Annotated in this window: 16 protein-coding genes; 8 read left to right on the top strand and 8 right to left on the bottom strand. The window is 61.2% G+C overall.

All coding sequences use genetic code 11. From position 1 onward, the window contains the following. Positions 1–8: 8 nt before the first annotated feature. Positions 9–671 carry a LuxR C-terminal-related transcriptional regulator gene (locus tag C1H69_RS06150; protein WP_102652518.1) on the bottom strand — a complete coding sequence of 221 codons (663 nt, stop codon included), beginning with the start codon at positions 669–671 and terminating at the stop codon, positions 9–11. A 522-nt stretch (positions 672–1,193) separates the two neighbouring features. On the opposite strand from C1H69_RS06150, the gene C1H69_RS06145 reads away from it, so the two are divergent. Both C1H69_RS06145 and C1H69_RS06140 read left to right on the top strand, forming a co-directional pair. Next, a complete protein-coding gene (locus tag C1H69_RS06145; RefSeq protein ID WP_102652517.1) occupies positions 1,194–1,355 on the top strand; it encodes a con-10 family general stress protein in 162 nt (53 codons plus the stop codon). Positions 1,356–1,748: 393 nt separating this feature from the next. After that, entirely contained in the window at positions 1,749–2,267 is a 519-nt protein-coding gene (locus tag C1H69_RS06140; protein WP_102652619.1) for a ferritin-like domain-containing protein, read from the top strand. A gap of 132 nt (positions 2,268–2,399) precedes the next feature. Here C1H69_RS06140 and C1H69_RS06135 read toward each other — a convergent pair whose 3' ends face one another. Next, on the bottom strand, positions 2,400–4,451 hold the full coding sequence (locus C1H69_RS06135) for a CocE/NonD family hydrolase (RefSeq protein WP_205738424.1): 2,052 nt from the start codon (positions 4,449–4,451) through the stop codon (positions 2,400–2,402). A gap of 16 nt (positions 4,452–4,467) precedes the next feature. Beyond that, a complete protein-coding gene (locus C1H69_RS06130) occupies positions 4,468–5,760 on the bottom strand; it encodes an ATP-grasp domain-containing protein (protein WP_102652516.1) in 1,293 nt (430 codons plus the stop codon). A gap of 416 nt (positions 5,761–6,176) precedes the next feature. Between C1H69_RS06130 and ligD the strand changes: the two genes are divergently transcribed. The 4 genes from ligD to ku (C1H69_RS06110) are packed head-to-tail and all read left to right on the top strand — an operon-like array spanning position 6,177 to position 10,927. Beyond that, the gene (gene ligD / locus C1H69_RS06125; protein ID WP_102652515.1) at positions 6,177–8,768 is read left to right on the top strand and encodes a DNA ligase D; all 2,592 of its coding nucleotides are present in this window, start codon (positions 6,177–6,179) and stop codon (positions 8,766–8,768) included. A gap of 23 nt (positions 8,769–8,791) precedes the next feature. Further along, positions 8,792–8,977 (top strand): hypothetical protein, encoded by a 186-nt coding sequence (locus C1H69_RS06120; RefSeq protein WP_102652514.1) that lies wholly within the window; start codon positions 8,792–8,794, stop codon positions 8,975–8,977. Further along, positions 8,977–9,753, top strand: a complete 777-nt coding sequence (gene ku / locus C1H69_RS06115) for a non-homologous end joining protein Ku (RefSeq protein WP_102652513.1) — start codon at positions 8,977–8,979, stop codon at positions 9,751–9,753. The genes C1H69_RS06120 and ku (C1H69_RS06115) overlap by 1 nt, the downstream gene beginning before the upstream one ends. Next, on the top strand, positions 9,746–10,927 hold the full coding sequence (gene ku, locus C1H69_RS06110; protein ID WP_102652512.1) for a non-homologous end joining protein Ku: 1,182 nt from the start codon (positions 9,746–9,748) through the stop codon (positions 10,925–10,927). The genes ku (C1H69_RS06115) and ku (C1H69_RS06110) overlap by 8 nt, the downstream gene beginning before the upstream one ends. A gap of 64 nt (positions 10,928–10,991) precedes the next feature. Here ku (C1H69_RS06110) and acs read toward each other — a convergent pair whose 3' ends face one another. Both acs and C1H69_RS06100 read right to left on the bottom strand, forming a co-directional pair. Further along, positions 10,992–12,941 carry an acetate--CoA ligase gene (gene acs, locus C1H69_RS06105; RefSeq protein WP_102652511.1) on the bottom strand — a complete coding sequence of 650 codons (1,950 nt, stop codon included), beginning with the start codon at positions 12,939–12,941 and terminating at the stop codon, positions 10,992–10,994. 171 nt (positions 12,942–13,112) lie between these two features. After that, positions 13,113–13,682: a SprT family zinc-dependent metalloprotease gene (locus tag C1H69_RS06100; protein ID WP_102652510.1), complete on the bottom strand. Its 570-nt coding sequence runs from the start codon at positions 13,680–13,682 to the stop codon at positions 13,113–13,115. Between the two features lie 120 nt (positions 13,683–13,802). Between C1H69_RS06100 and C1H69_RS06095 the strand changes: the two genes are divergently transcribed. Continuing rightward, entirely contained in the window at positions 13,803–14,453 is a 651-nt protein-coding gene (locus tag C1H69_RS06095) for a YecA/YgfB family protein (protein WP_102652509.1), read from the top strand. Here C1H69_RS06095 and C1H69_RS06090 read toward each other — a convergent pair. After that, positions 14,450–15,565, bottom strand: a complete 1,116-nt coding sequence (locus C1H69_RS06090; RefSeq protein ID WP_102652508.1) for a phospholipase D-like domain-containing protein — start codon at positions 15,563–15,565, stop codon at positions 14,450–14,452. The two genes, C1H69_RS06095 and C1H69_RS06090, sit on opposite strands and share 4 nt — an antisense overlap. 128 nt (positions 15,566–15,693) lie before the next feature. On the opposite strand from C1H69_RS06090, the gene plsB reads away from it, so the two are divergent. Beyond that, on the top strand, positions 15,694–18,135 hold the full coding sequence (gene plsB, locus C1H69_RS06085; RefSeq protein WP_102652507.1) for a glycerol-3-phosphate 1-O-acyltransferase PlsB: 2,442 nt from the start codon (positions 15,694–15,696) through the stop codon (positions 18,133–18,135). A 6-nt stretch (positions 18,136–18,141) separates the two neighbouring features. On the opposite strand, the gene C1H69_RS06080 is transcribed toward plsB, so the two are convergent. Both C1H69_RS06080 and tsaB read right to left on the bottom strand, forming a co-directional pair. After that, positions 18,142–18,909, bottom strand: coding sequence for a class I SAM-dependent methyltransferase (locus C1H69_RS06080; protein WP_102652506.1), 768 nt, complete (start codon positions 18,907–18,909; stop codon positions 18,142–18,144). Between the two features lie 4 nt (positions 18,910–18,913). Continuing rightward, positions 18,914–19,618 (bottom strand): tRNA (adenosine(37)-N6)-threonylcarbamoyltransferase complex dimerization subunit type 1 TsaB, encoded by a 705-nt coding sequence (tsaB, locus tag C1H69_RS06075; protein WP_102652505.1) that lies wholly within the window; start codon positions 19,616–19,618, stop codon positions 18,914–18,916. Positions 19,619–19,712: the final 94 nt, after the last annotated feature.

Genomic DNA, 19,712 nt, shown 5'->3' with positions numbered 1-19,712 from the left:
GCCTCTCGTCAGGACTCGACCTTGGGCGGCTCCACTTCCAGCTTCTGCGCCGCAATGACCGCCTGGGTGCGGGAATGCACACCCAGTTTCCGAAGAATGGCCGTGACGTGGGCCTTGATCGTCGCCTCGGAAACGTTCAATTCATAAGCGATCTGCTTATTGAGCAGCCCTTCAGTGAGCATGTTGAGCACCCGGAACTGCTGGGGCGTCAACGAGGCGATCGCCTCGGCGAAACGTGTCTCTTCCTCATTGGAATCACCCAGAGAGTCGGCCAGCTCCTTCGGCAGCCACACCTCGCCATCGAGGATATCGCTGACTGCCTCGGCGATCAAAGCGAGGGATGAGGATTTGGGAATGAAGCCCGAGGCGCCGTAGTCGATGGCACGGCGCACCACATATGGCTCGTCACTACCGGACACCACGGCGACCGGGATGTCGGGGGTCTGGCCGCGCAATTGGATCAGGCCGGAAAAACCGTGGGCGCCTGGCATGTGCAGGTCCAGCAGTATCAAGTCGGCGTCGGGGTGGCGAGTGACCACCTCGTTGGTGGCCGCCATGGTATCGGACTCGACGATCTCGGCCTGAGGCGCCAGTTGGCGCAGCGCCTGGGTAAGGGCTGCACGGAACAGCGGATGGTCATCGGCAACGATGAATTTCTGGGCGAACGCCATGGATTCTCCTCCGGTTCCTCGAGCAGTGGGCCTACGGCCGACACACTGGGCTCATCTATCTATCAATGACAGCATGTTACCCCATGCGCGAAGGCTTTCCCAAGCACAAGGCCACTTTTGTCAACAATCTTCAGGCCAGGCGTCATCGCGACTTCACTCACGCTTGCTCCTCCCGAGAGCAGGGGTGTCAAATACCTGACCTTGGGAAGCCTGTCTCAGATCCTGACCATGCTGACAGGAAGCTTGCCGGGACACTCGACCGGGCGCTCTTGTCAGGTCGTCGATCTTCAACAATATGAACCGACTCCCGGGCCGGCATTGAGGCAACCTTTCTTTTCACTTGGACACAGCAACCTCCTTGAGGAACGCCTCGAACGACTCCTATCTTTCACTACAATGGCCCAGGCCAGTAGCGCCGAGTGATCGGCAACAAGGAAGTAGGCAATTCTACGTGTTCAAGCTATGCATCAAGTAGTCATGTATCAAGTAGCACATTGCCGACTAATGAAGGAGATACTCATCATGTCACAGCGCAATCAGAACCCCGGCAACTTCGCCAATGACCCGAAGAAAGCCGCTGAAGCCGGCAAGAAGGGCGGGCAGCAAAGCAGCGGCAACTTCGCCAACGATCCGAAGAAGGCATCACAAGCCGGCCAGAAAGGCGGCAAGAGTCAAGGTCGCTGACCGATGCTGCGTGATGCTGCGTAAAGCACCTTTAGCCATTTTTCGGGCTATCTGAATCAGGCCATCAGGATACGCGTGATCTCCTGACGGCCTGTTTACCTGAGTACAGTCGTCGCTCGACTCGATGGCTATCCGGAAAATTCATGGCCTAACGTCGATGCAGGAAAGGCATGAAAATGCATCGTCGTGGAACCAACTCCGATATCCGGGGCATTTCGGGAAGGGCTGATCCGAAAGTAAAGAGATGGAGCAAGGAAACTCATTCAGTCAAGGAACAGGGCACTAGAAGTGCCAGGAACCAAAACTCGACCCAATGCCGGAGCTCAGGAAGAGTCAATCAATCCGCCGTGGTCATTGGCGAATGACATTATCGTGACAAAGGAGATGGATACCATGGGCACCCAACCGCAAACCCCGAAACATCTCGAAGATTGGCTGCGCGACGCACACGCCATGGAAAAGCAGGCAGAAAAGATGCTGGAATCCCAGGCCAAGCGGCTCGAGCACTATCCGGAGCTGAAAGCCAGGATAGAGCAGCATCTGATCGAGACACAGGGGCAAGCCGAAAAGCTGGAAGACTGTATCTCACTGCTGGGTACCGATCCTTCCGTGGTAAAAGACGTGGGGGCAAAGCTGACGGCGTTCGGCCAGGCTGTGGGCGGCATGCTGGCAAGCGATGAAGTCGTCAAAGGGTCCATAGTGAGTTATGCCTTCGAGCATTTCGAAATAGCCAGCTACAAGGCGCTTATCCAGACGGCCGAACAGGCCTCGAAACCGGAGATCGCCCGTATCTGCCAAGGTATCCTCAAGGAGGAAGAAGCCATGGCAGAGTGGCTCTCCCAACACCTTGACGAAACCACCCGGCAATTCCTGGCGCGTTCCGAAGACAGCGATCTTCGCGCCAAGACTTGATAGCTCTTCTCCTTGGCCAACCCTTGCCTCCCCGGGAACCGCCTCGGGGTTTTTTTACGCGTTGTCTGACGCAGCAAGCTGGACGATGGCTTCACCTCGGGTCGCCCACTGAAGACCAGCCCTTCTACAGGATCAGAGATGGTCTCTTGGTATCACGTTTTTCCAATTCTTCGAGAACACACGGTAATCATCTTCATAGGCATCGAGTTGAGCATGCACATGGAAATGCTCTTCCGTACAGCTCAATACCGTCCGGGTATAGACTTCCACGTTCCAGTCATCTCGCTTGAAAACCCGTTCCGTATAGGTTTCACCGCGTGCCGAGGTAAAGTCGTCATTGACGGTGGAATACCATTCCCGTGTACTGCGCCTCACCTCGGTACCGGTGTCGTCTATCACGAAGTGCCCCTGGTCATTGACGACTTCCAGCACGGATTCCTTGCCCGCCAGGTCACGGTGCAGTAACCAGTTGTGCTCGCTGGGGGCTATCATCGTGACGGCAAGGGCCGGGGCTTCTTCAGGTGCTTCGAAAGCGGGCAAGCGCGCATCTTCATCACCGGGTGTGCGCACGGGCAACGTCAATGAACACGTGTCAGGATAGATATCCACCTGTACCGGCTCGGGCGGCAGCCAGGCCAGTGGCCAGTATGAGGTCGAGACAGAGACCCTGATCTGGTGACCCGCCGGAAAGCGCTGGGCTATCCCATTCAGCGGCACCTTTATCCGGTAGCGCTGATGAGGGACCAACGGCTCGGGATGGGCATCACTGTCGCGATGCGTCAGGTTGAGCAGGCCGTAGGTGACACGAGTCGCCTTGCCATCCGGCGCCACATCCGATAGCCGAACGGCGATCATCCCCTGGGGCTTGTCCGCGGAGAGCTCCAGGTCCAGTGACGCCACACCGAAGATATCGAGTGGCTCCTCCAGTTCCCGGCTGCTGAACACCAGCGCTCCGCCATCTTCTTCGCGCTGGTCACCCGGCAGGTCCGGCGTGGCGGCATAGGAGCACCACTTCCCCGCAAACAGACCGACACTCAAGGGTGACTGCAACGCCAGGCTCTTGTCACGCTGGCTTTCCCGTTGCTTTCGATGGGCGTCTCCATGGCCCTCGCCCAACGCAATCGTATAGGGGCCCAATGGATAGCGTTTCGCCTCGACATTCTGCGAGGGCCAGCCAGACTCACCGATCCAGCGCCCCGGACGCTCCTCATAGGAAGTGTCGGGTGGCACGCTGTCCTGTTGCCAGGCGCGCAGCATGGGCTCCTCCATGATGCCGTTGTCCTGACCTTTCAACCAGTAATCCCACCAGCGTACGGCTTCCTGCAGAAAACCGATCGCTGGGCCAGGCAAGCCCTGGTGGGGATACTTGTGCCCCCAGGGGCCGATCAGCCCCTTCCGCGGCACCTCCAGGTGCTGCATCAGGCGCAGCACGGTGTTGGTGAAACCATCCGCCCAGCCGCCTATCGCATACACGGGACATTTGACATCGGCGTAGTATTCGCAGACCGAACTCGTCGACCAATAGGCGTTGCGCCGCTGGTTCTCGAGCCATGGCTCGAGCCATAGCCCGCTCCCCTCCATGCGGTCGAACCACATGTCGCGCCAGCGGTCACCGACTATCTGGGGGTCGGGGGGGAGTGTATTGAAGGCGAACATGACAGTCGCCTCCGACAGGTTGTCGCCCAGCAGGCATCCCCCCATGTAGTGCATGTTGTCGGCATAGAGGTCATCACTCGAGCAAAGACTGATGATCGCCCTGAGTTCAGGTGGCTGCTTGGCCGCCACCTGAAGGCTGTTGAAGCCACCCCAGGAAATGCCCATCATGCCGACATTGCCGTCACACCAGGACTGCCTGGCGATCCAGGCAATGGCGTCCACGCCGTCCTCCTGCTCCTGCTGCGTGTATTCGTCTGTGATCACGCCATCCGAATCACCGCTGCCACGCATATCGACACGGAGACAGACATAGCCATGTCCGGCCAGGTAAGCATGGTTGGACGCATCTCTCCCTCGCGTAATATCGCGCTTGCGATAAGGGATGTACTCCACGATCGCCGGCAGCGGCCGACTCTCGGCCTTCTCGGGCAGCCAGATACGAGCAGCCAGCTGCGCCCCATCACGCATGGGGATGAAGACGTTTTCTATTTCGCGAACCTTGTAGGGGTACGAATCAACGATTGGCACGACTCCTCCTTTGGGTTCATTGCTGGAGAGGCTCGACCTCGAACGTCAGCGCTTCCAGGCAGGCCTTATAACGCTCTTCGAGCTGATCATGGTCTTCACCCGTCACATATAATGTTCCCAGGCGGTAGCTGAAGCTATCCTGGTGCATGAGCTCTCCCAGCCGCATGCCAGGCTGGACATCGAGCCTGACCATGGTGCCGGGAAAGCGCTCCTTCAGGGCTTCGATTTCCTCTTTACTGGGGACGCGCTTCACCACGCCATCCTGATCGTCGTAAGGAATGAAACACTTGGCCGCGACAGGATAGGGTCCCTGGCGATTGGACAGGGAAGGCCGCTGTCCCAGAGCTATATCAATTGCCACTTCATGGTTGGACATGCCGTCCACCATGATGAAGACCTCACTATGCGATTGGGATATACGCGTATTGACTTCTATCAGCCACAGCTTGTCTGTTTCTTCATTCCACATGAATTCGACATTGAAGCAGCCATTATCATAATCAATGTGATCAAGGAATCGCTTACTGACATCGATCATTCTGCGATGAACTTTTTCCGGCAGGTTGCTGGGATATTCCATCCTGTCATACAAAGCATCGCTGCTCTCTGAACTAGGCTGTGAAATAATACCATGCACGTTGAACTCACCACGAAATACGGTGCCTTCGGGAGCAGCCTGAACACCCGAAATAATTTCCTCGGCAATGCAGGAATTACCATCCATTTCCTGAATTTCGGGTGGGAGTACAACATACCGAAGTGCCTCGTTGAACGGGTCTCCCAGCTGTCGAACGCCATCGCGCATCTTTTCAATGGCGGCATGAAACTGCTCTTCACTCTTGATCTTGAAGCCGAGATGCGATGAGAATGCCTTGACGGGCTTGATCCAGAAAGGGTAATCCAGCGTAACTTGCTTGAGAGGGTTTTCAGAAAAGGGATCGACGCCGCAAAACTTCGGCACGACTTCGGGCACCACTTTCTCCTGCTCGACTCGACTCCAGTATTTATGCTCGCACTTCAATACGCTTTCCACTGAAGGGGAGGGAATATTGTACTCCCTACAGAGGATGGGAACCATAACGCTGGTGGGAAAATCCCATTGCGCCACGATGGCATCAATGGAACCCTCGAAGTTCATCAATTTCTTGCGTGCCTGGCCCAGCAGTTCATTGAAAGAAAAGTGGGCCGACTCCACTGCCGTCTTGACGTCCAACAAGCCATGCACTTCAAAATGATCGGAGTGGCGCACGGTTTCGAACTCCTTGCGCTGCTGCTCCTCAAGTGCCACGACAAAAATATTCCGCTTCATCCCATCTATCTCCATGACAGTGTGGCAGAACCAACCTGATCGGTATGGCCCTGCTTCATCCTTCCCCCATCAAGATAGGGAGCAGCCCACTTAGGTTCCATGGAAAAGACGAATCTTTACCTTTTCGAACCCCGACAACACAAAAGGCAAAAAAGAGACAACGCCACAGCGTCACATCATGATATTTAGTCTATAACACAGCATGTTTCCCTGACCGTTCAGGCCACCCTTGCCCATATACTCACTAAATAGTTACCTTGCTCCGCCAGTTTGACACCAACTATGTCGAAGCTATGCTGAGTTGGCGATGAGCACTTGCTGTCTCTGGCCCGTGCATGACCGGTCCGGATATCATCAGCCGATGACTACAGGAGGTAACATCATGAATGCTCTCGAATGGCTCAAGGACAAGGGCAATGGAGAAATTGAAGGAGTATCGCCGCAAGCGCGACTTTGAACGCACCGCCGAGCCCGTCGGCGACACCCAAGCCGCCGATGCCTCGGGCAACCTCTACGTGATGCACAAACATGCGGCAAGCCATGACCACTTCGACCTGCGCCTTGAGCAGGACGGCGTGCTACGTAGTTGGGCCCTGCCCAAAGGGCCCAGCCTGGAACCTGGAGAGAAACGCCTGGCCATCGAGGTGGAAGATCACCCGCTCGAGTATGGCGACTTCGAAGGCGTCATTCCCGAGACGTCCTACGGCGGCGGTACGGTCATGATCTGGGACCGGGGTGGCTGGACGCCCAGGGGCAAGCAAAAGCAGGACCGTATCGACTTCGAGCTCGACGGAGAGAGGTTGCGCGGCACCTGGACACTGACTCGCCTGCGCGGAGGCAAGGAAAAACAGGACAAGAGCGGCAAGAGCTGGCTGATGATCAAGCGCAGCGACGGCAGACGCAAGGGCGACAAAACCAAGGACACCGCCGTCAGCGTCGAGGACGACAGCAGTATCATGAGCGGACGCAGCATGCGGCAGATCGCCGAGGACCGTGATCACGTCTGGTCCTCGCGAAGCAACAACCCGAACCGGGTAATCACCGACCCGGGCACCCTGAAAGGCGCGCGCAAGGCTCCCCTGCCACGCTCCCCCCGCCCCCAGCTCGCTACCCTGGCCAGAAAGGCTCCGAACCATGACGACTGGATCCATGAGATCAAGCTCGATGGCTACCGAATTCTTGCGCGTATCGAGAACGGCAATGCGCAACTGCTGACACGCAACGGCAAGGACTGGACGCACCGCTTTCCCGAGCTTGCCCGTCTGCTGGAAGCCTTCCCGGTCGAGTCGGCCCTGCTCGATGGTGAGGTCGTGGCCATGTCACGAAGCGGTACCAGCAGCTTTCGCCATCTGCAGGAAATGCTCAGTAACGGCCGCACCGCGAAACTGGTCTATCAGGTCTTTGACCTGATCCATGTCGATGGCCATGACTTGAGCGCGGTGTCGCTCATCGAGCGCAAGCAGGCCCTGGCCGAGCTTCACGAGGCGGCCGGATTCATCGGTAGTCGCAATATACGCTATTCCGACCACATCGATTCCCAGGGAGCCGCGTTCTTCGATCAGGCCTGTCAGCTGGGCCTCGAAGGCATCATCAGCAAGCGCGCCTCGAGCACCTATCAGGAAAAGCGCAGCCAGGACTGGCTGAAGGTGAAATGCATCACCCATGAAGAATTCGTCGTAGGTGGATATACCGAGCCGGGCGGCTCACGCAGTGGTTTCGGGTCATTACTGATGGGTGCCTTCGATGCCGAGGGCCGACTCGAGTATGCCGGACGGGTCGGCACGGGTTTCAACAGCCGGCTCCTTGAAACGCTGGGCGCCTCCCTTCAGGAGAGGGAAGTCTCCGTATCACCCTTCAATGGCCCGATCCCCGATACCCGCAAGGTCCACTGGGTACGCCCCAGCCTGGTGATAGAAGTCGAATTTACCGAACGTACGCGGGATGGGCGGCTGCGTCATCCGGCGTTTCGTGGGCTCCGAGAGGACCGTAACCCCGAGGAAATTCGCATGACCGCTACCAAGGAGAAGGTGAAAAGCCCCGCGCAGAGCAAGGCGCAGCCGAACGATGGCGAGCCCTCGGGTACACGAGGCTCCGCGAAGCGAACGCGCAAGGATGAAATACAGCTGCTGGGTGTGCGGCTCTCCAATCCCGACCGCGTCCTGTTCCCGGAGCAGGGCCTGACCAAGCTCGACCTGGCCCGCTTCTACGAGGCGGTCCAGGACTGGGTGCTGCCCCACCTGGCCCGGCGGCCGCTGTCACTGGTGAGATGCCCCCAGGGTCGTGACGACGAGTGCTTTTTCCAGAAGCACCCTCGAGTTGCCATACCTGCCAGTGTCCCTCGCCTCGACATTCCCGAGAAGAGCGGCAGCGCGGAATACGTCTATGTGGAAACGGCCGCCGATCTCGTTGCCCTGGTCCAGGCCGGTGCGCTGGAAATCCATCCCTGGGGCAGCCGTATCGACGATCTCGAGCGCCCCGATCGCCTCGTCTTCGACCTGGACCCCAACCCGGGTATCCCCTGGAAGGAGATCCTGCGTATCGCCGACACGCTTCGAAAGCGGCTGGGTTCGCTGGGACTCGAGAGCTTCGTGCGCACTACCGGCGGCAAGGGCCTGCACCTCGTGGTGCCCCTGGTCCCCGAGGCGGACTGGGACCAGACCAAGGCCTTCGCCAAGGCCGTCGCCCAGCGGCACGCCAAGGACGATCCGGAACGGCTGACGACGAACATGTCCAAGGCCAAGCGGCAAGGCCGCATCTTCATCGATTACCTGCGCAATGGTCGTGGCGCCACGGCCGTCGCCTCCTACACGGTACGTGCCCGCAAAGGCGCCCCGGTGGCCGTACCGGTTCGCTGGGATGAGCTCAACGCGGCCCTCCGCGCCGATCGCTACACCGTCGAGAACCTGCGCCGCCGCCTTTCGGCACTTCGCCGGGACCCATGGGAGGGCTTTGCCGAGGCCGCGCGACCACTCGATGCCCAGTTGCGCAAGACCGTCGGCTTGCCATGAGCCCACGAAGCCAGGAGGTGAATGTGAACGACACGCCCTGGTGGCTGGAATCCGGCCCCGAAACCTGCCAGTTCTGCCTGCGCACCTTCCATTACGAAGCGGGCTATCACTGCATCCATTGCGATAGACCGATCTGCCCGACCTGTGTCATCGAACGGCTCGACGAGCGCGAGACCGTCTGTCCCGAATGCCGCGAGGAGACATCGTGATGCCACCAAGAGCCATGTGGAAAGGCGTGATCCGCTTCGATGATGCCGACGTGCCCGTGAAACTCTACTCTGCCGTCCAGGATCGCAGCGTGCACTTTCGGCTGCTCCACGACAAAGACCGCTCACCGGTCAAGCAGGCCATGATCAACCCCGACACCGACGAGGTGGTGCCCTATCGCGAGACCCAGCGAGCCTACCCGACCGACGATGGCACCCTGGTCTTGCTGAGCAGGGAGGAACTCGAGGCCCTGGAACCCGAACCGTCCCGAGACATCGAGATGATCCGCTTCCTGCCACCGAAAGCGATCGACCATCGCTGGTATGACCGCCCTTACTATCTCGGCCCCGATGGGTCGGACGAGGACTATTGCGCCTTGATCGAAGCACTCGATCACACCGGGAAGGAAGGGCTGGCCCGCTGGGTCATGCGGAAGAAGGCCTATATCGGGGCGCTGCGCCTGTATCGGGGGGTACCGATGCTGATCTCCCTGCGCGACAACGAACAGGTGATTGCCATGGATGCTCTCGAGCCGCCAGGCGGCAAGGCGCTCGACAGCAAGGAGCTCGATATGGCCAGGCAACTGATCGACATGCTGGAAGCCCCTTTCGAGCCTGACTCGTATCGTGATGAATACCGCGCCCGAGTTCTGGAACTGATCGAGGCCAAGCAGCGTGGGGACAGTGTCAACATCACTCCCATCCGCCGCCGCAAGCCCTCCGATGATCTCTCCAAGGCCCTGGAGGCCAGTCTGAAGAAGGAGCGCAAGCGTGCCTAGCAAGCGCCAACGGAAAACGCGTTCCAGGGAAAAGCGTGAAGGGCCGGAAAGCGACAAGCAGCAAGACAAGGGGCAGCACGCCAGGTTTCAGGGTAGCGGACCCCGGCCCTTCTGGTCGGGCACCATCAGTTTCGGCCTGGTCAACCTGCCGGTCAATCTCTATTCCGCCAACCGCGCCAAGCCGGTCACGCTGCGCATGGTCGACCAGGAAGGCACCCCACTGGCTCGGCGCTATTTCTGCGAAAAGGAGGAACGCACGCTGGAAAACAGCGAGCTGATCCGCGGCTATGAGGTGGGAAAGAACGAGTTCGTGGTGGTCGAGGATCGTGAGCTCGATGAACTGGCGCCCGAGAAGTCCCAGGAGATCGACCTCAAGCGTTTTGCCGGGCTGGACGAGATCGACCCGATCCATTTCCAGCGAGCCTACATCCTGACGCCGGACAAGGGCATCACCAAGGCCTATCGGCTGCTGGCGAAAAGCATGGAAGAGTCTCGCCGGGCGGGCATTGCCACCTTCGTCATGCGCGGCAAGGAGTACCTGGTGGCCATCATTGCCGAAAAAGGCATCCTGCGTGCCGAGGTGCTCCGCTTCCCCGAGGAACTGCGCTCACCCGAGGCGCTCGATCTGCCCACCGGGGTAAGCGTCGAGAAACGCCGCGTCCGTCACTTCGAGAAGGCTATCGAAGCCCTTGCCGCCGATACCTTGGCGCGGGAAGACCTCGATGACCGGCATAGCCGGCGGTTGCTGGCGCGAATCCACGACAAGCTCGACAGAAACGAAGATGTCATCGGCCTCGAGGAAGTGGAACAGGAGGTGGAACAGGGCGGAGACGTCATCGACCTGATGCAGGTATTGAAACAGAGCCTGAAAAAGGGCCGACCTCCCGAGTCGCGCGACGAGTCCAGGCGCGACACCCAGCGAAGAAGCGAGCGCAAAGGGCCGGCTTCAGCCAGCCGCAAGAGGAGCGAAGAGCGCGCCTCCCATGTTGGAAAAAAGGCCGGAAAAAAAGCAGGGGAGAAAGCTGCGAAGAGGACCGGCAAGACGCCCTCTGTCACAGAATTGACGTCACTGTCAAAGAATGAGCTCTATGAAAGGGCACGGCAGCTCGGCATACCCGGCCGAAGCAGCATGAGCAAGCCACGGCTCATCGAGGCGATCGAGGCTTCGCCTTGACCGGCCGCGGAAGCGAAAAGCCGGCCACCAGGGCCGGCAAGAACGATCCTGTCTGGACGGTGCCTCAGCGGATGGCGCGATGCTCGATCAGCTCTTCCACCACGCTCGGATCAGCCAGGGTGCTGGTATCGCCCAGCCCGTCACACTCGTTCGCTGCGATCTTGCGCAGGATACGGCGCATTATCTTGCCCGAGCGTGTCTTGGGCAGGCCGGGTGCCCACTGAATGACATCCGGCGAGGCAATGGGGCCGATATCCTTGCGCACCCACTGGGTCAGCTCCTTCTTGAGCTCGTCGCTGGACTCGACACCCTCGGTCAGGGTCACATAGATATAGATCCCCTGCCCCTTGATGTCATGGGGGAAGCCGACCACGGCCGCCTCGGCCACGGCCTCGTGGGCTACCAGCGAGGACTCGATCTCGGCGGTCCCCATACGGTGGCCTGAGACGTTGAGCACGTCATCGACACGCCCGGTGATCCAGTAATAGCCATCCTCATCGCGGCGGCAGCCGTCACCGGTGAAGTACATGCCCTTGTAGGTGGAGAAGTAGGTCTGGATAAAGCGATCATGATCACCCCAGATCGTACGGGCCTGGCCTGGCCAGGAGTCCAGGATGACCAGGTTGCCTTCGGTGGCGCCTTCCAGCAGGTTGCCCTCATTGTCCACCAGCCCCGGGATGACCCCGAAGAACGGCAGGGTTGCCGAGCCGGGCTTGAGGTCCACGGCCCCGGCCAGCGGGGAAATCAGAATGCCGCCGGTCTCTGTCTGCCACCAGGTATCGACGATCGGGCACCTGGAATTGCCGATGACCCGGTAGAACCACTCCCACGCCTCGGGGTTGATGGGCTCCCCCACCGAGCCGAGCAGGCGCAGGCTGTCGCGCTGGCTGGAGTCCATCACGCTGTCGCCATGAGCCATCAGGGCACGAATGGCCGTCGGAGCGGTGTAGAGAATGTTGACGCCGTGCTTGTCGACGATCTCACCCATGCGGCCATGGGTCGGGTAGCTCGGCACCCCTTCGAACATCAGCGTGGTGGCACCGTTGGCCAGCGGGCCATAGACGATATAGCTGTGGCCGGTGACCCAGCCCACGTCAGCGGTACACCAATACACCTCTCCGTCTTGATAGTCGAAGATATACTGGTGGGTCAGGCTGGCATAGGTCAGATAGCCGCCAGTGGTGTGCTTGAGCCCCTTGGGCGCGCCAGTGGAGCCGGAAGTGTAGAGAATGAACAGCGGATCCTCGGCATTCATCTCCTCGGCGGGGCAGTCGGTCGACTGCTTGTCGACCAACTCGTGATACCAGACGTCGCGGCCTTCCTTCCAGTCGACCTCGCCACCGGTACGTTTGACCACCAGTACCTTCTCGGCCACTTCGGTGCCCGGGCGGGTCAGGCCCGCATCGACATTGTCCTTGAGAGGCACATGCTTGCCACCCCGGACCGATTCATCAGCGGTAATCACCAGCCTGGATTTCGCGCCAACGACACGCTGTGCCACGGCGTCCGGCGAGAAGCCGCCAAAGACCACCGAATGGACGGCGCCGATGCGGGCACAGGCCAGCATGGCCACGGCCGCTTCGGGAATCATCGGCATGTAGAGCGTGACCACATCGCCCTTGCCGATACCCAGCTCCTTCAGGGCGTTGGCCAGTTGACACGTCCTGGCATGCAGCTCGCGGTAGGTGATGTGCTTGGCGTCGTTGGGGTCGTCTCCCTCCCAGATGATGGCCGTCTGGTCGCCACGAGTTTCCAGATGACGGTCGAGACAGTTGGCGCTGGCGTTGAGGCTGCCATCCTCGAACCAGCGGATATCGACGTTATGGGAGTCGAAGGAGGTATGCTTGATCCGCGTCGGCGTCTTGATCCAATCGATGCGCCTGGCCTGATCGGCCCAGAAGCCCTCGGGATCGTCCACGGACTGCCGATACAAGGCCTGATACTTTTCCTTATCGATCCAGGCGTTGGCGGCAAAGTCGTCGCTTACCGGATGGACTTTCTGCTGTTCGGTCATTGATTAGCCTCTTCCAGGAGATACACCCTCTCGGTGGATACCACCGGCAGCGTTATTGTCGGCTGCGCCGGCACCATGATGTTTTCCCAGCATATACCTCCTGTGGCGGCCTTCCTCTTAGACATTGGTATCAGGAATTTTCTTTTCCATTTCAGTAAGTTGTAGAGTCATTCAGCGCTCTACAAACGGCTGATAGACCAAGGTCTGAGCACAATGCCGACAGCGATAACTGCGGCCACGCCGCGCCAGCGAGTGTCGGCGAGCGGTGAAGGTGTGCTCACGGCAGCAGCAGACATAGCGATGGGGAGAGGGGCTTGCCCGGGTCGTATCGAAAGAGTGGGTTACCCGTGGTTCCAGGCCGAACAGCCGACGCATGACGGTCCGCCACTCGCGCCCGTGGGGCCGGGCACGGTGCCCGTCACTGAGGTGATGGACCAGCCAGTGAGCCATCTCGTGCGGTACCACTTCAACCAGATAGGCATGGCGGTTCTCATGATAGAGCACCGGGTTGAAGCGCAGTCCACCGCGGCCATAGTGAGCCTGACCAGCGCATTTTCCGCGCAGGTCGCACCATACCGCCGGCCTGGGCAGGTCAGGGTGATATTGACGACAGAGCTGCCAGGCGGCCTCGACACGCTCCAGCAGGGCCTGGTGCAATGCCGCCTCGTCGAGCTGCTCCAACCGTGTCGAAACGGGATCGGGTAGAGCCGGTCGGAGCAGGGAAAGTACGGGGTGGTTCATGAGAGACGCCGGGTGATGCCAGAGAAAAGGCTGGATGCAGCCGGGAATGATAGAATGACGGCCAGGCGCGGCGACGTCCAGCCCGCACCGTTTCCAGCCCGATGCCAAGCGAGAGGCCCGATGTCCGACACGCCCCTGCCCCAGCCCCTGCTCGAGGATGACGAGCTAGATCGTCTCGACGAATTTCTTGATTCCGATGGCGTCGACCCTGACGCACTGGATCTGATATCGGCGCATGGGTACCTGGTGGCCCTGGCCGTTGCGCCGCGGGAAATCGACACCACCACCTGGGTGGCGGAGCTGTTCCACGGCGAGCCGACCTTCGCGGGTGATGCCGAACGCAGCGAGATTCTCGGCCTGCTGGAACGGCTCAGGCAGAACGCCATCGAGACCCTGGAGCAGGGCGTGCTGCCGGAGTTGCCTTTCGAGCCGACCCTGGGCGGCGTGCCGCCGGAAGAGACGCCCATAGGGGACTGGTGCGCCGGCTTCATGGAGGGGGTGTTTCTGGACGAAGCCACCTGGTTCGAGCACGACGAGGAGAACGTCGCCGCCCTGCTGCTGCCCTTCATGGCGCTCTCGGGGCTGTTCGACGACGAACCCGACATGGCCGACCTCGCCACCGATACGCCTCGACTGGAGTCCCTGGTCGCACAACTTCCCGAGCTGGTGCTGGATCTCTATCTGCACTACCGGGTGCCACCGGAGTCGCCCAAGCCCATGCCGCGCAAGAAGAAGCCGGCCAATCACGGCAAGAGGGGCGGGCGCCGCTAGCGCAGCCGTGTCAGCCAGGCATCCAGGCTGCCGAACCACCACTCCTTGAAACGCTGCCAGCGTGGCCGTCGAGCCCATTCGTGGCGATGGATTTCATGGCTGGCGCTGAAGTTGCGTTCGAACAGGGTGGCGACCTCACCGGCAAAGCGAGCGTCGTCCACTTCCTGATTGGCCTCCAGGTTCCAGTGCAGGCTCCAGTGGTCGAAATTGCACGACCCGATGCTCGACCAGTCGTCCACCAGCGAGATCTTGGCGTGGATGAAGGTGGGCTGGAATTCGTAGATACGGACTCCGGCCCGAAGCAGGCGCTTGTAGAAACGCTGCCCGGCATAGCGTACGCCGGGGTGATCATGGTCCTTGCCCGGCAGGAGCAGGCGCACGTCGACCCCACGCCTGGCCGCCCGAACCAGGCGCAGACGCAGGCTGAAGGTCGGGACGAAATAAGGCGTACAAAGCCAGATTCGCCGCTGCGACGACGAGACCCGACCATAGAGCGAATGGCGAATGGCCTGGTAGCGATAGCCCTGGCCCCACACCACGCGACCACGCATGCCGCGATAATCCTCTCGCTGCTGCAGCGTCAGCTCACGCACCAGCGCCGCCGGCCCCTTGCCACGGGTCATGGGGGAGTCCCAAAGCCGGGTAAAGAGCCGAATCCAATCCGCCACCACTGGCCCTTCGATACGTACCGCCACTTCGTACCAGGCCTCGAGAAACTCATCGACGGCACCGAAGCCACCGGTAAACGCGATACGGCTGTCGATCACCACGATCTTGCGATGGTCCCGGGTCAAGTTGCGTGCCAGGGAATGGAAACCCAGCGGATTGAACAACCGCAGCGCCACACCGGCCGACTCGAGGCGAAGGCGATCTTCATTGGAAAGTCCCATCGCACCATAACCATCCAGCATCAAGGCAACCTTCACGCCACGGCCGGTGGCACGCGCCAAAGCGTCGATCAATGCCGTCGCGAGCCGCCCCGATTCCATCAGATAGAGCTCCACCAGCACCGAATCGCGTGCCTCTTCGATGGACTCGAACATCGCCGGCAGAAAGCGCGATGATTCCGCCAACAGCTGGAACCGATTGCCATCTCGCCATACACCATGCATGGCACGTCTCCCTGAGCACTTCGCTCGCTGAATTGACGCATGTTTGCACGCCAAGGAAAAGCATCCGTGACTGACCGGATGCCCGGGCAGGCTTATACTGGCCTTCCCCCCCTCGCAGAGGCAACTGGATGGCCCTTGCACATACCCTGCTCTCCCCGCTGCGCAGCCCGCTGAGGTGCTTGATCAAAACCTGGGTCGACACGCGACTCATCGAGCCGGCGCCTCGGGAACTGGAGCTGGACCCGACGCTGCCTACGCTGTACGTTCTGCCCCATCCCGCCCTGTCCGATTCCCTTCTACTGGATGTTCTGTGCCAGCATCATGGCCTGCCGCCAGCCAGTGGGCGTCGCAAGATCGAAGGTATCGACCTGCCAGCCATCGTTGCCCTACCGGCAACGCAGCGGCGTCTTTGGCACCGCCGGGCAGGACCCAAGACTCCCCTCCTCGACGTAATGGCGTACCTGGACGCCCGCCCGGAAGCTGGCCTGCAACTGGTCCCCGTCAGCGTGTTCTGGGGGCGCGCTCCCGGCAAGCGTTTCGGCTTCTGGCGGATGCTGGCCGCCGATAGTTGGCAGTTGACCGGACGAATGCGGCGTGCCCTCTCCGTGCTGATCAATGGCAAGAACGTGGAGGTACATTTCGGCGCCCCGCTAAACCCGCGCGACCTGCTGGATGAGCGCGGGCCCGCCCTGGCCAACCGCAAGGCGGCTCGTCTGCTGCGCATTCACTTTCGCCGCATGCGCACCCGGGTGCTGGGCCCTGACCTCTCGCATCGTCGAACCCTGATCGAAGGGGTGGCAAGAGGCCCCGAAGTGCGCCGGGTCATCGAAGAGGTCGCCATCGCCGAGAGGCGCTCCCCTCAGCGCCTCGAACGCCGTGCACTGCGCTATGGCCGGGAGATCGCCTCCAACATGGCCTATCCCGTCCTGCGCTTCATGGACGGCCTGCTGAGAAGGCTGTGGAACCGACTCTACGATGGCGTGGAAGTGAGGGGGCTTTCGCGCGTCAAGGCCCTGGCCGGCGACCATACCCTCGTCTACGTACCCTGCCATCGCAGCCATATCGACTACCTGCTGCTTTCCTACGTGCTCTATCGCGACGGATTGATGCCGCCGCACATCGCCGCCGGCCGCAACCTCGACATGCCGCTGATCGGACCGCTGCTACGGCGTTGCGGCGCCTTCTTCATGCGCCGCAGCTTCCGTGACAAGCCACTCTATGCGGCAGTCTTCAACGAATACCTGCACCGCCTGCTGTCCCGAGGCCACCCGCTCGAGTATTTCATCGAAGGCGGACGCTCCCGTAGCGGCCGCATGCTCGTCCCACGGCCCGGCATGCTGGCCATGACCCTGCGTTCCTTCCACCGCAGCGCCGTTGGCAACGCCCAGACAAGACTGGCCTTCATCCCGGTCTATATCGGCTATGAACGGATCATCGAGAGTTCCAGCTACCAGCGAGAGCTACGTGGCGGCAAGAAGCGCAAGGAATCTCCTCTGGCTCTGCTGCGGGTGCTTGGCCAATTGCGCCAGCCCTTCGGAAAGGTGACGGTCAGCATCGGAGAGCCCCTGCAGCTTGACCCTTATCTGGACGGGATGGTGCCTGGCTGGCAGAACGCGGCGGTGGAGCCCAAACCGGCCTGGCTTGGTGAAGCGGTGCCTCGACTCGGCAATGAACTGGCCACGCGAATCAACGCTGCTGCGGCTCTCAACCCGGTCAATCTCGTTGCCCTGGTGATGCTGGCGACTCCCCACCACGCCATCGAAATCGACCTGATGAGACAACAGCTTTCCCTGCTCACCACCCTGCAACGGCAATATCCGGGCGGACAGCATGTCAGCCTGCCAAGCGGTGAACCGAGCGACTGGATCGACCATGTCCTTGCACTGGGCATGCTGGAACGGCGTTCCCACCCTCTGGGCGACATTCTGGTGGCGACACCCGAACAGGCCAGCCTGCTGGTCTGGTACCGCAACAATGTGCTGCACCTCTTCGCCCTGACAGGGCTGCTCGCCTTCGCCTTCCGACACACCCCACAGCACAGCCTGGACAGCCTGCTCGACCAGCTCGAACCCGCCTGGCCGATACTCGCCCGGGAGCTTTTCCTGGAAAAGACGCCACTCCAGCAGGCCCTTCCACCCCTGCTTGACGGCCTCGGCCAGGCAGGCATGCTACGAAGCGGCCGGAGTGGCTGGCATCGCCCCGATGACCTGGAAGCCGGAGAGCAGCTCCGCTTGCTGGGCAGACTGATGCAACCTTCCCTGGAACGGGGATATCTGCTGCTGTCGACGCTACTCGACCACCCTCCGGGCACTCTGGGTCGCGAGGCATTGACAGACAGAAGCCGGCAGATGGCGGAGCGCCTGGCACTACTCTCGGGAAGGGATGCGCCGGAATTCTTCGACCGCACCGTGTTCGCCAACCTGATCGACAGCCTCGAGGCAGAGGGCTGGGCATGGGACGAACGGGAGCGACTCTGGTTCGACGAGCGCCTGCGGACTGCCGCTCAACGCTCCCGGGCCCTGTTCGACCCGGCGCTGCGTCATCGGCTGCAGCTGGTGGCCCGCGGCTGAGCCAGGTCAGCCCTTCAGGGCCCGGAGCACATAGAGGTCATAGCGGCTGGTCTTGCCTTCGATGACATGACGAGGCGCCGGACCGGCTATCGGTGGCGCCTTGAGGGGCCGCTTGACCACCACCCGGTGAGTGGCCACGTCGAGGGCAGCCTCGAGCAGGCGTGGCGAATCGTCGTCGTCCCCCGCCAGCAGGCGAAACACCCGCATTTCCTTCTTGACCAGTGCCGACTTCTCGCGATGGGGAAACATCGGATCCAGGTGGATTACCTGAGGTGCCACGCCACCCGCCGCCACCAAGGCTTCCAACTGACACGCGGCATCGCCCCGAACCAGGCTCAGCCTAGCGGCTATCTCGGCAGTATCGGTATGGGCACGGGCGCGGGCCAGGCCATCCTCCAGCAGCGCATAAATGGCGGCGACCCGTTCGATCATCAGCACCTCGGCACCCAGAGCGGCCAGCACGAAGGCATCACGCCCCAGCCCCGCGGTCGCATCGATGACATCGGGAGTAACGCCAGCGGCAAGGCCGCAGGCACGTGCAATGAGCTGACCTCGGCCCCCACCGAAACGCCGCCGGTGGGCAGCCCGGCCAGCGACGAAATCGACCGACAGCGGCGCACCGAAGCGCTTCGGGTCACCGGTCAGGACCAGGGCTGCCTCGTCGTGCCGCAGCACCAGCTCAGCGTCCCCGGCCGACCCCGACGGGAGTCCCAGGCGTGCCGCCAATCCGGCCGGCGCCTGCCCCTCCACGACCACTGGCGATACGGCACTCATTGCCTCATCGACTCTTCTGCCAGGCGACCTGGTCGCGCAGGTAGACCGGCTGTACCTCATGCGCCGCGCCTCCCTCACCGGCAGCGAAGGCGTGGGCTGCCAGCTGCACCATTTCCTCGGCCGCCGGCTCCAGATCGCTGAAGCATTGACCCACGCCAGCCTGAACCGCCGGCGACATTCCGTCCCACAGTGCCCAGCCGGAGCCCACGCCCACCCAGCCCCGCTGATCATCGCCTTCGGGCAGTCGCAAGCGATCCGGCGACATGACCGCTTCAGGGGCAAGCGCCTCCGTACGGCCCCGATGACAACGCCAGGCCGCCACGTAGATTTCCCCCATGCGTGCATCCATTGCCGTCATGACATGCTCGCACTGGTGCCGACGATGCGCGCAAAGTGCCAGGGCCTCCAGGGTCGAGATGCCGATCAGCGGACGATTCAGGCCGTAGGCCAACCCTTGGGCGACGCCAGCCGCAATGCGCAGCCCGGTGAAGGAGCCGGGTCCACGGCCGTAGGCCACCGCATCCAGTTCACCGGGTGTGATGCCGGCTTCGGCCAGTACCTCGTCCACCATCGGCAGCAGGCGCCGGGTATGTTCACGAGGCGTCAGCGCAAAACGCGAGATCAGTCGATCCTCGGCTCCGTCCCGTCGATGCAGCAGAGCGGCGGAGCAGGCACTTGAGGAGGCATCCAGGGCCAGAAGGGTAGGCATAGAAGCAGGACGTCATGGCAGGGAATGAGCCGACCATTATACGCCGGCCGACACCGAACGACGATGGCCCGCACCAGCGGGCCATCGTGACAAC

The sequence above is a fragment of the Billgrantia endophytica genome (genome assembly GCF_002879615.1).
Taxonomy (GTDB): Bacteria; Pseudomonadota; Gammaproteobacteria; order Pseudomonadales; family Halomonadaceae; genus Halomonas; species Halomonas endophytica.
The sequence above is the reverse complement of the archived record's forward strand: the minus strand, read 5'-3'. Positions and strand labels throughout refer to the sequence as shown.

What these genes read in the sequence shown, in the direction of transcription:
- plsB (WP_102652507.1), top strand. Translation starts at nt 15,694, where the DNA reads ATGGCCCTTGCACATACCCTGCTCTCCCCGCTGCGCAGCCCGCTGAGG.
- C1H69_RS06140 (WP_102652619.1), top strand. Translation starts at nt 1,749, where the DNA reads ATGGGCACCCAACCGCAAACCCCGAAACATCTCGAAGATTGGCTGCGC.
- C1H69_RS06150 (WP_102652518.1), bottom strand. Translation starts at nt 671, where the DNA reads ATGGCGTTCGCCCAGAAATTCATCGTTGCCGATGACCATCCGCTGTTC.
- C1H69_RS06145 (WP_102652517.1), top strand. Translation starts at nt 1,194, where the DNA reads ATGTCACAGCGCAATCAGAACCCCGGCAACTTCGCCAATGACCCGAAG.
- C1H69_RS06130 (WP_102652516.1), bottom strand. Translation starts at nt 5,760, where the DNA reads ATGAAGCGGAATATTTTTGTCGTGGCACTTGAGGAGCAGCAGCGCAAG.
- C1H69_RS06100 (WP_102652510.1), bottom strand. Translation starts at nt 13,682, where the DNA reads ATGAACCACCCCGTACTTTCCCTGCTCCGACCGGCTCTACCCGATCCC.
- ku (WP_102652513.1), top strand. Translation starts at nt 8,977, where the DNA reads ATGCCACCAAGAGCCATGTGGAAAGGCGTGATCCGCTTCGATGATGCC.
- ligD (WP_102652515.1), top strand. Translation starts at nt 6,177, where the DNA reads ATGGAGAAATTGAAGGAGTATCGCCGCAAGCGCGACTTTGAACGCACC.
- C1H69_RS06080 (WP_102652506.1), bottom strand. Translation starts at nt 18,909, where the DNA reads ATGAGTGCCGTATCGCCAGTGGTCGTGGAGGGGCAGGCGCCGGCCGGA.
- C1H69_RS06090 (WP_102652508.1), bottom strand. Translation starts at nt 15,565, where the DNA reads ATGCATGGTGTATGGCGAGATGGCAATCGGTTCCAGCTGTTGGCGGAA.
- C1H69_RS06095 (WP_102652509.1), top strand. Translation starts at nt 13,803, where the DNA reads ATGTCCGACACGCCCCTGCCCCAGCCCCTGCTCGAGGATGACGAGCTA.
- acs (WP_102652511.1), bottom strand. Translation starts at nt 12,941, where the DNA reads ATGACCGAACAGCAGAAAGTCCATCCGGTAAGCGACGACTTTGCCGCC.
- tsaB (WP_102652505.1), bottom strand. Translation starts at nt 19,618, where the DNA reads ATGCCTACCCTTCTGGCCCTGGATGCCTCCTCAAGTGCCTGCTCCGCC.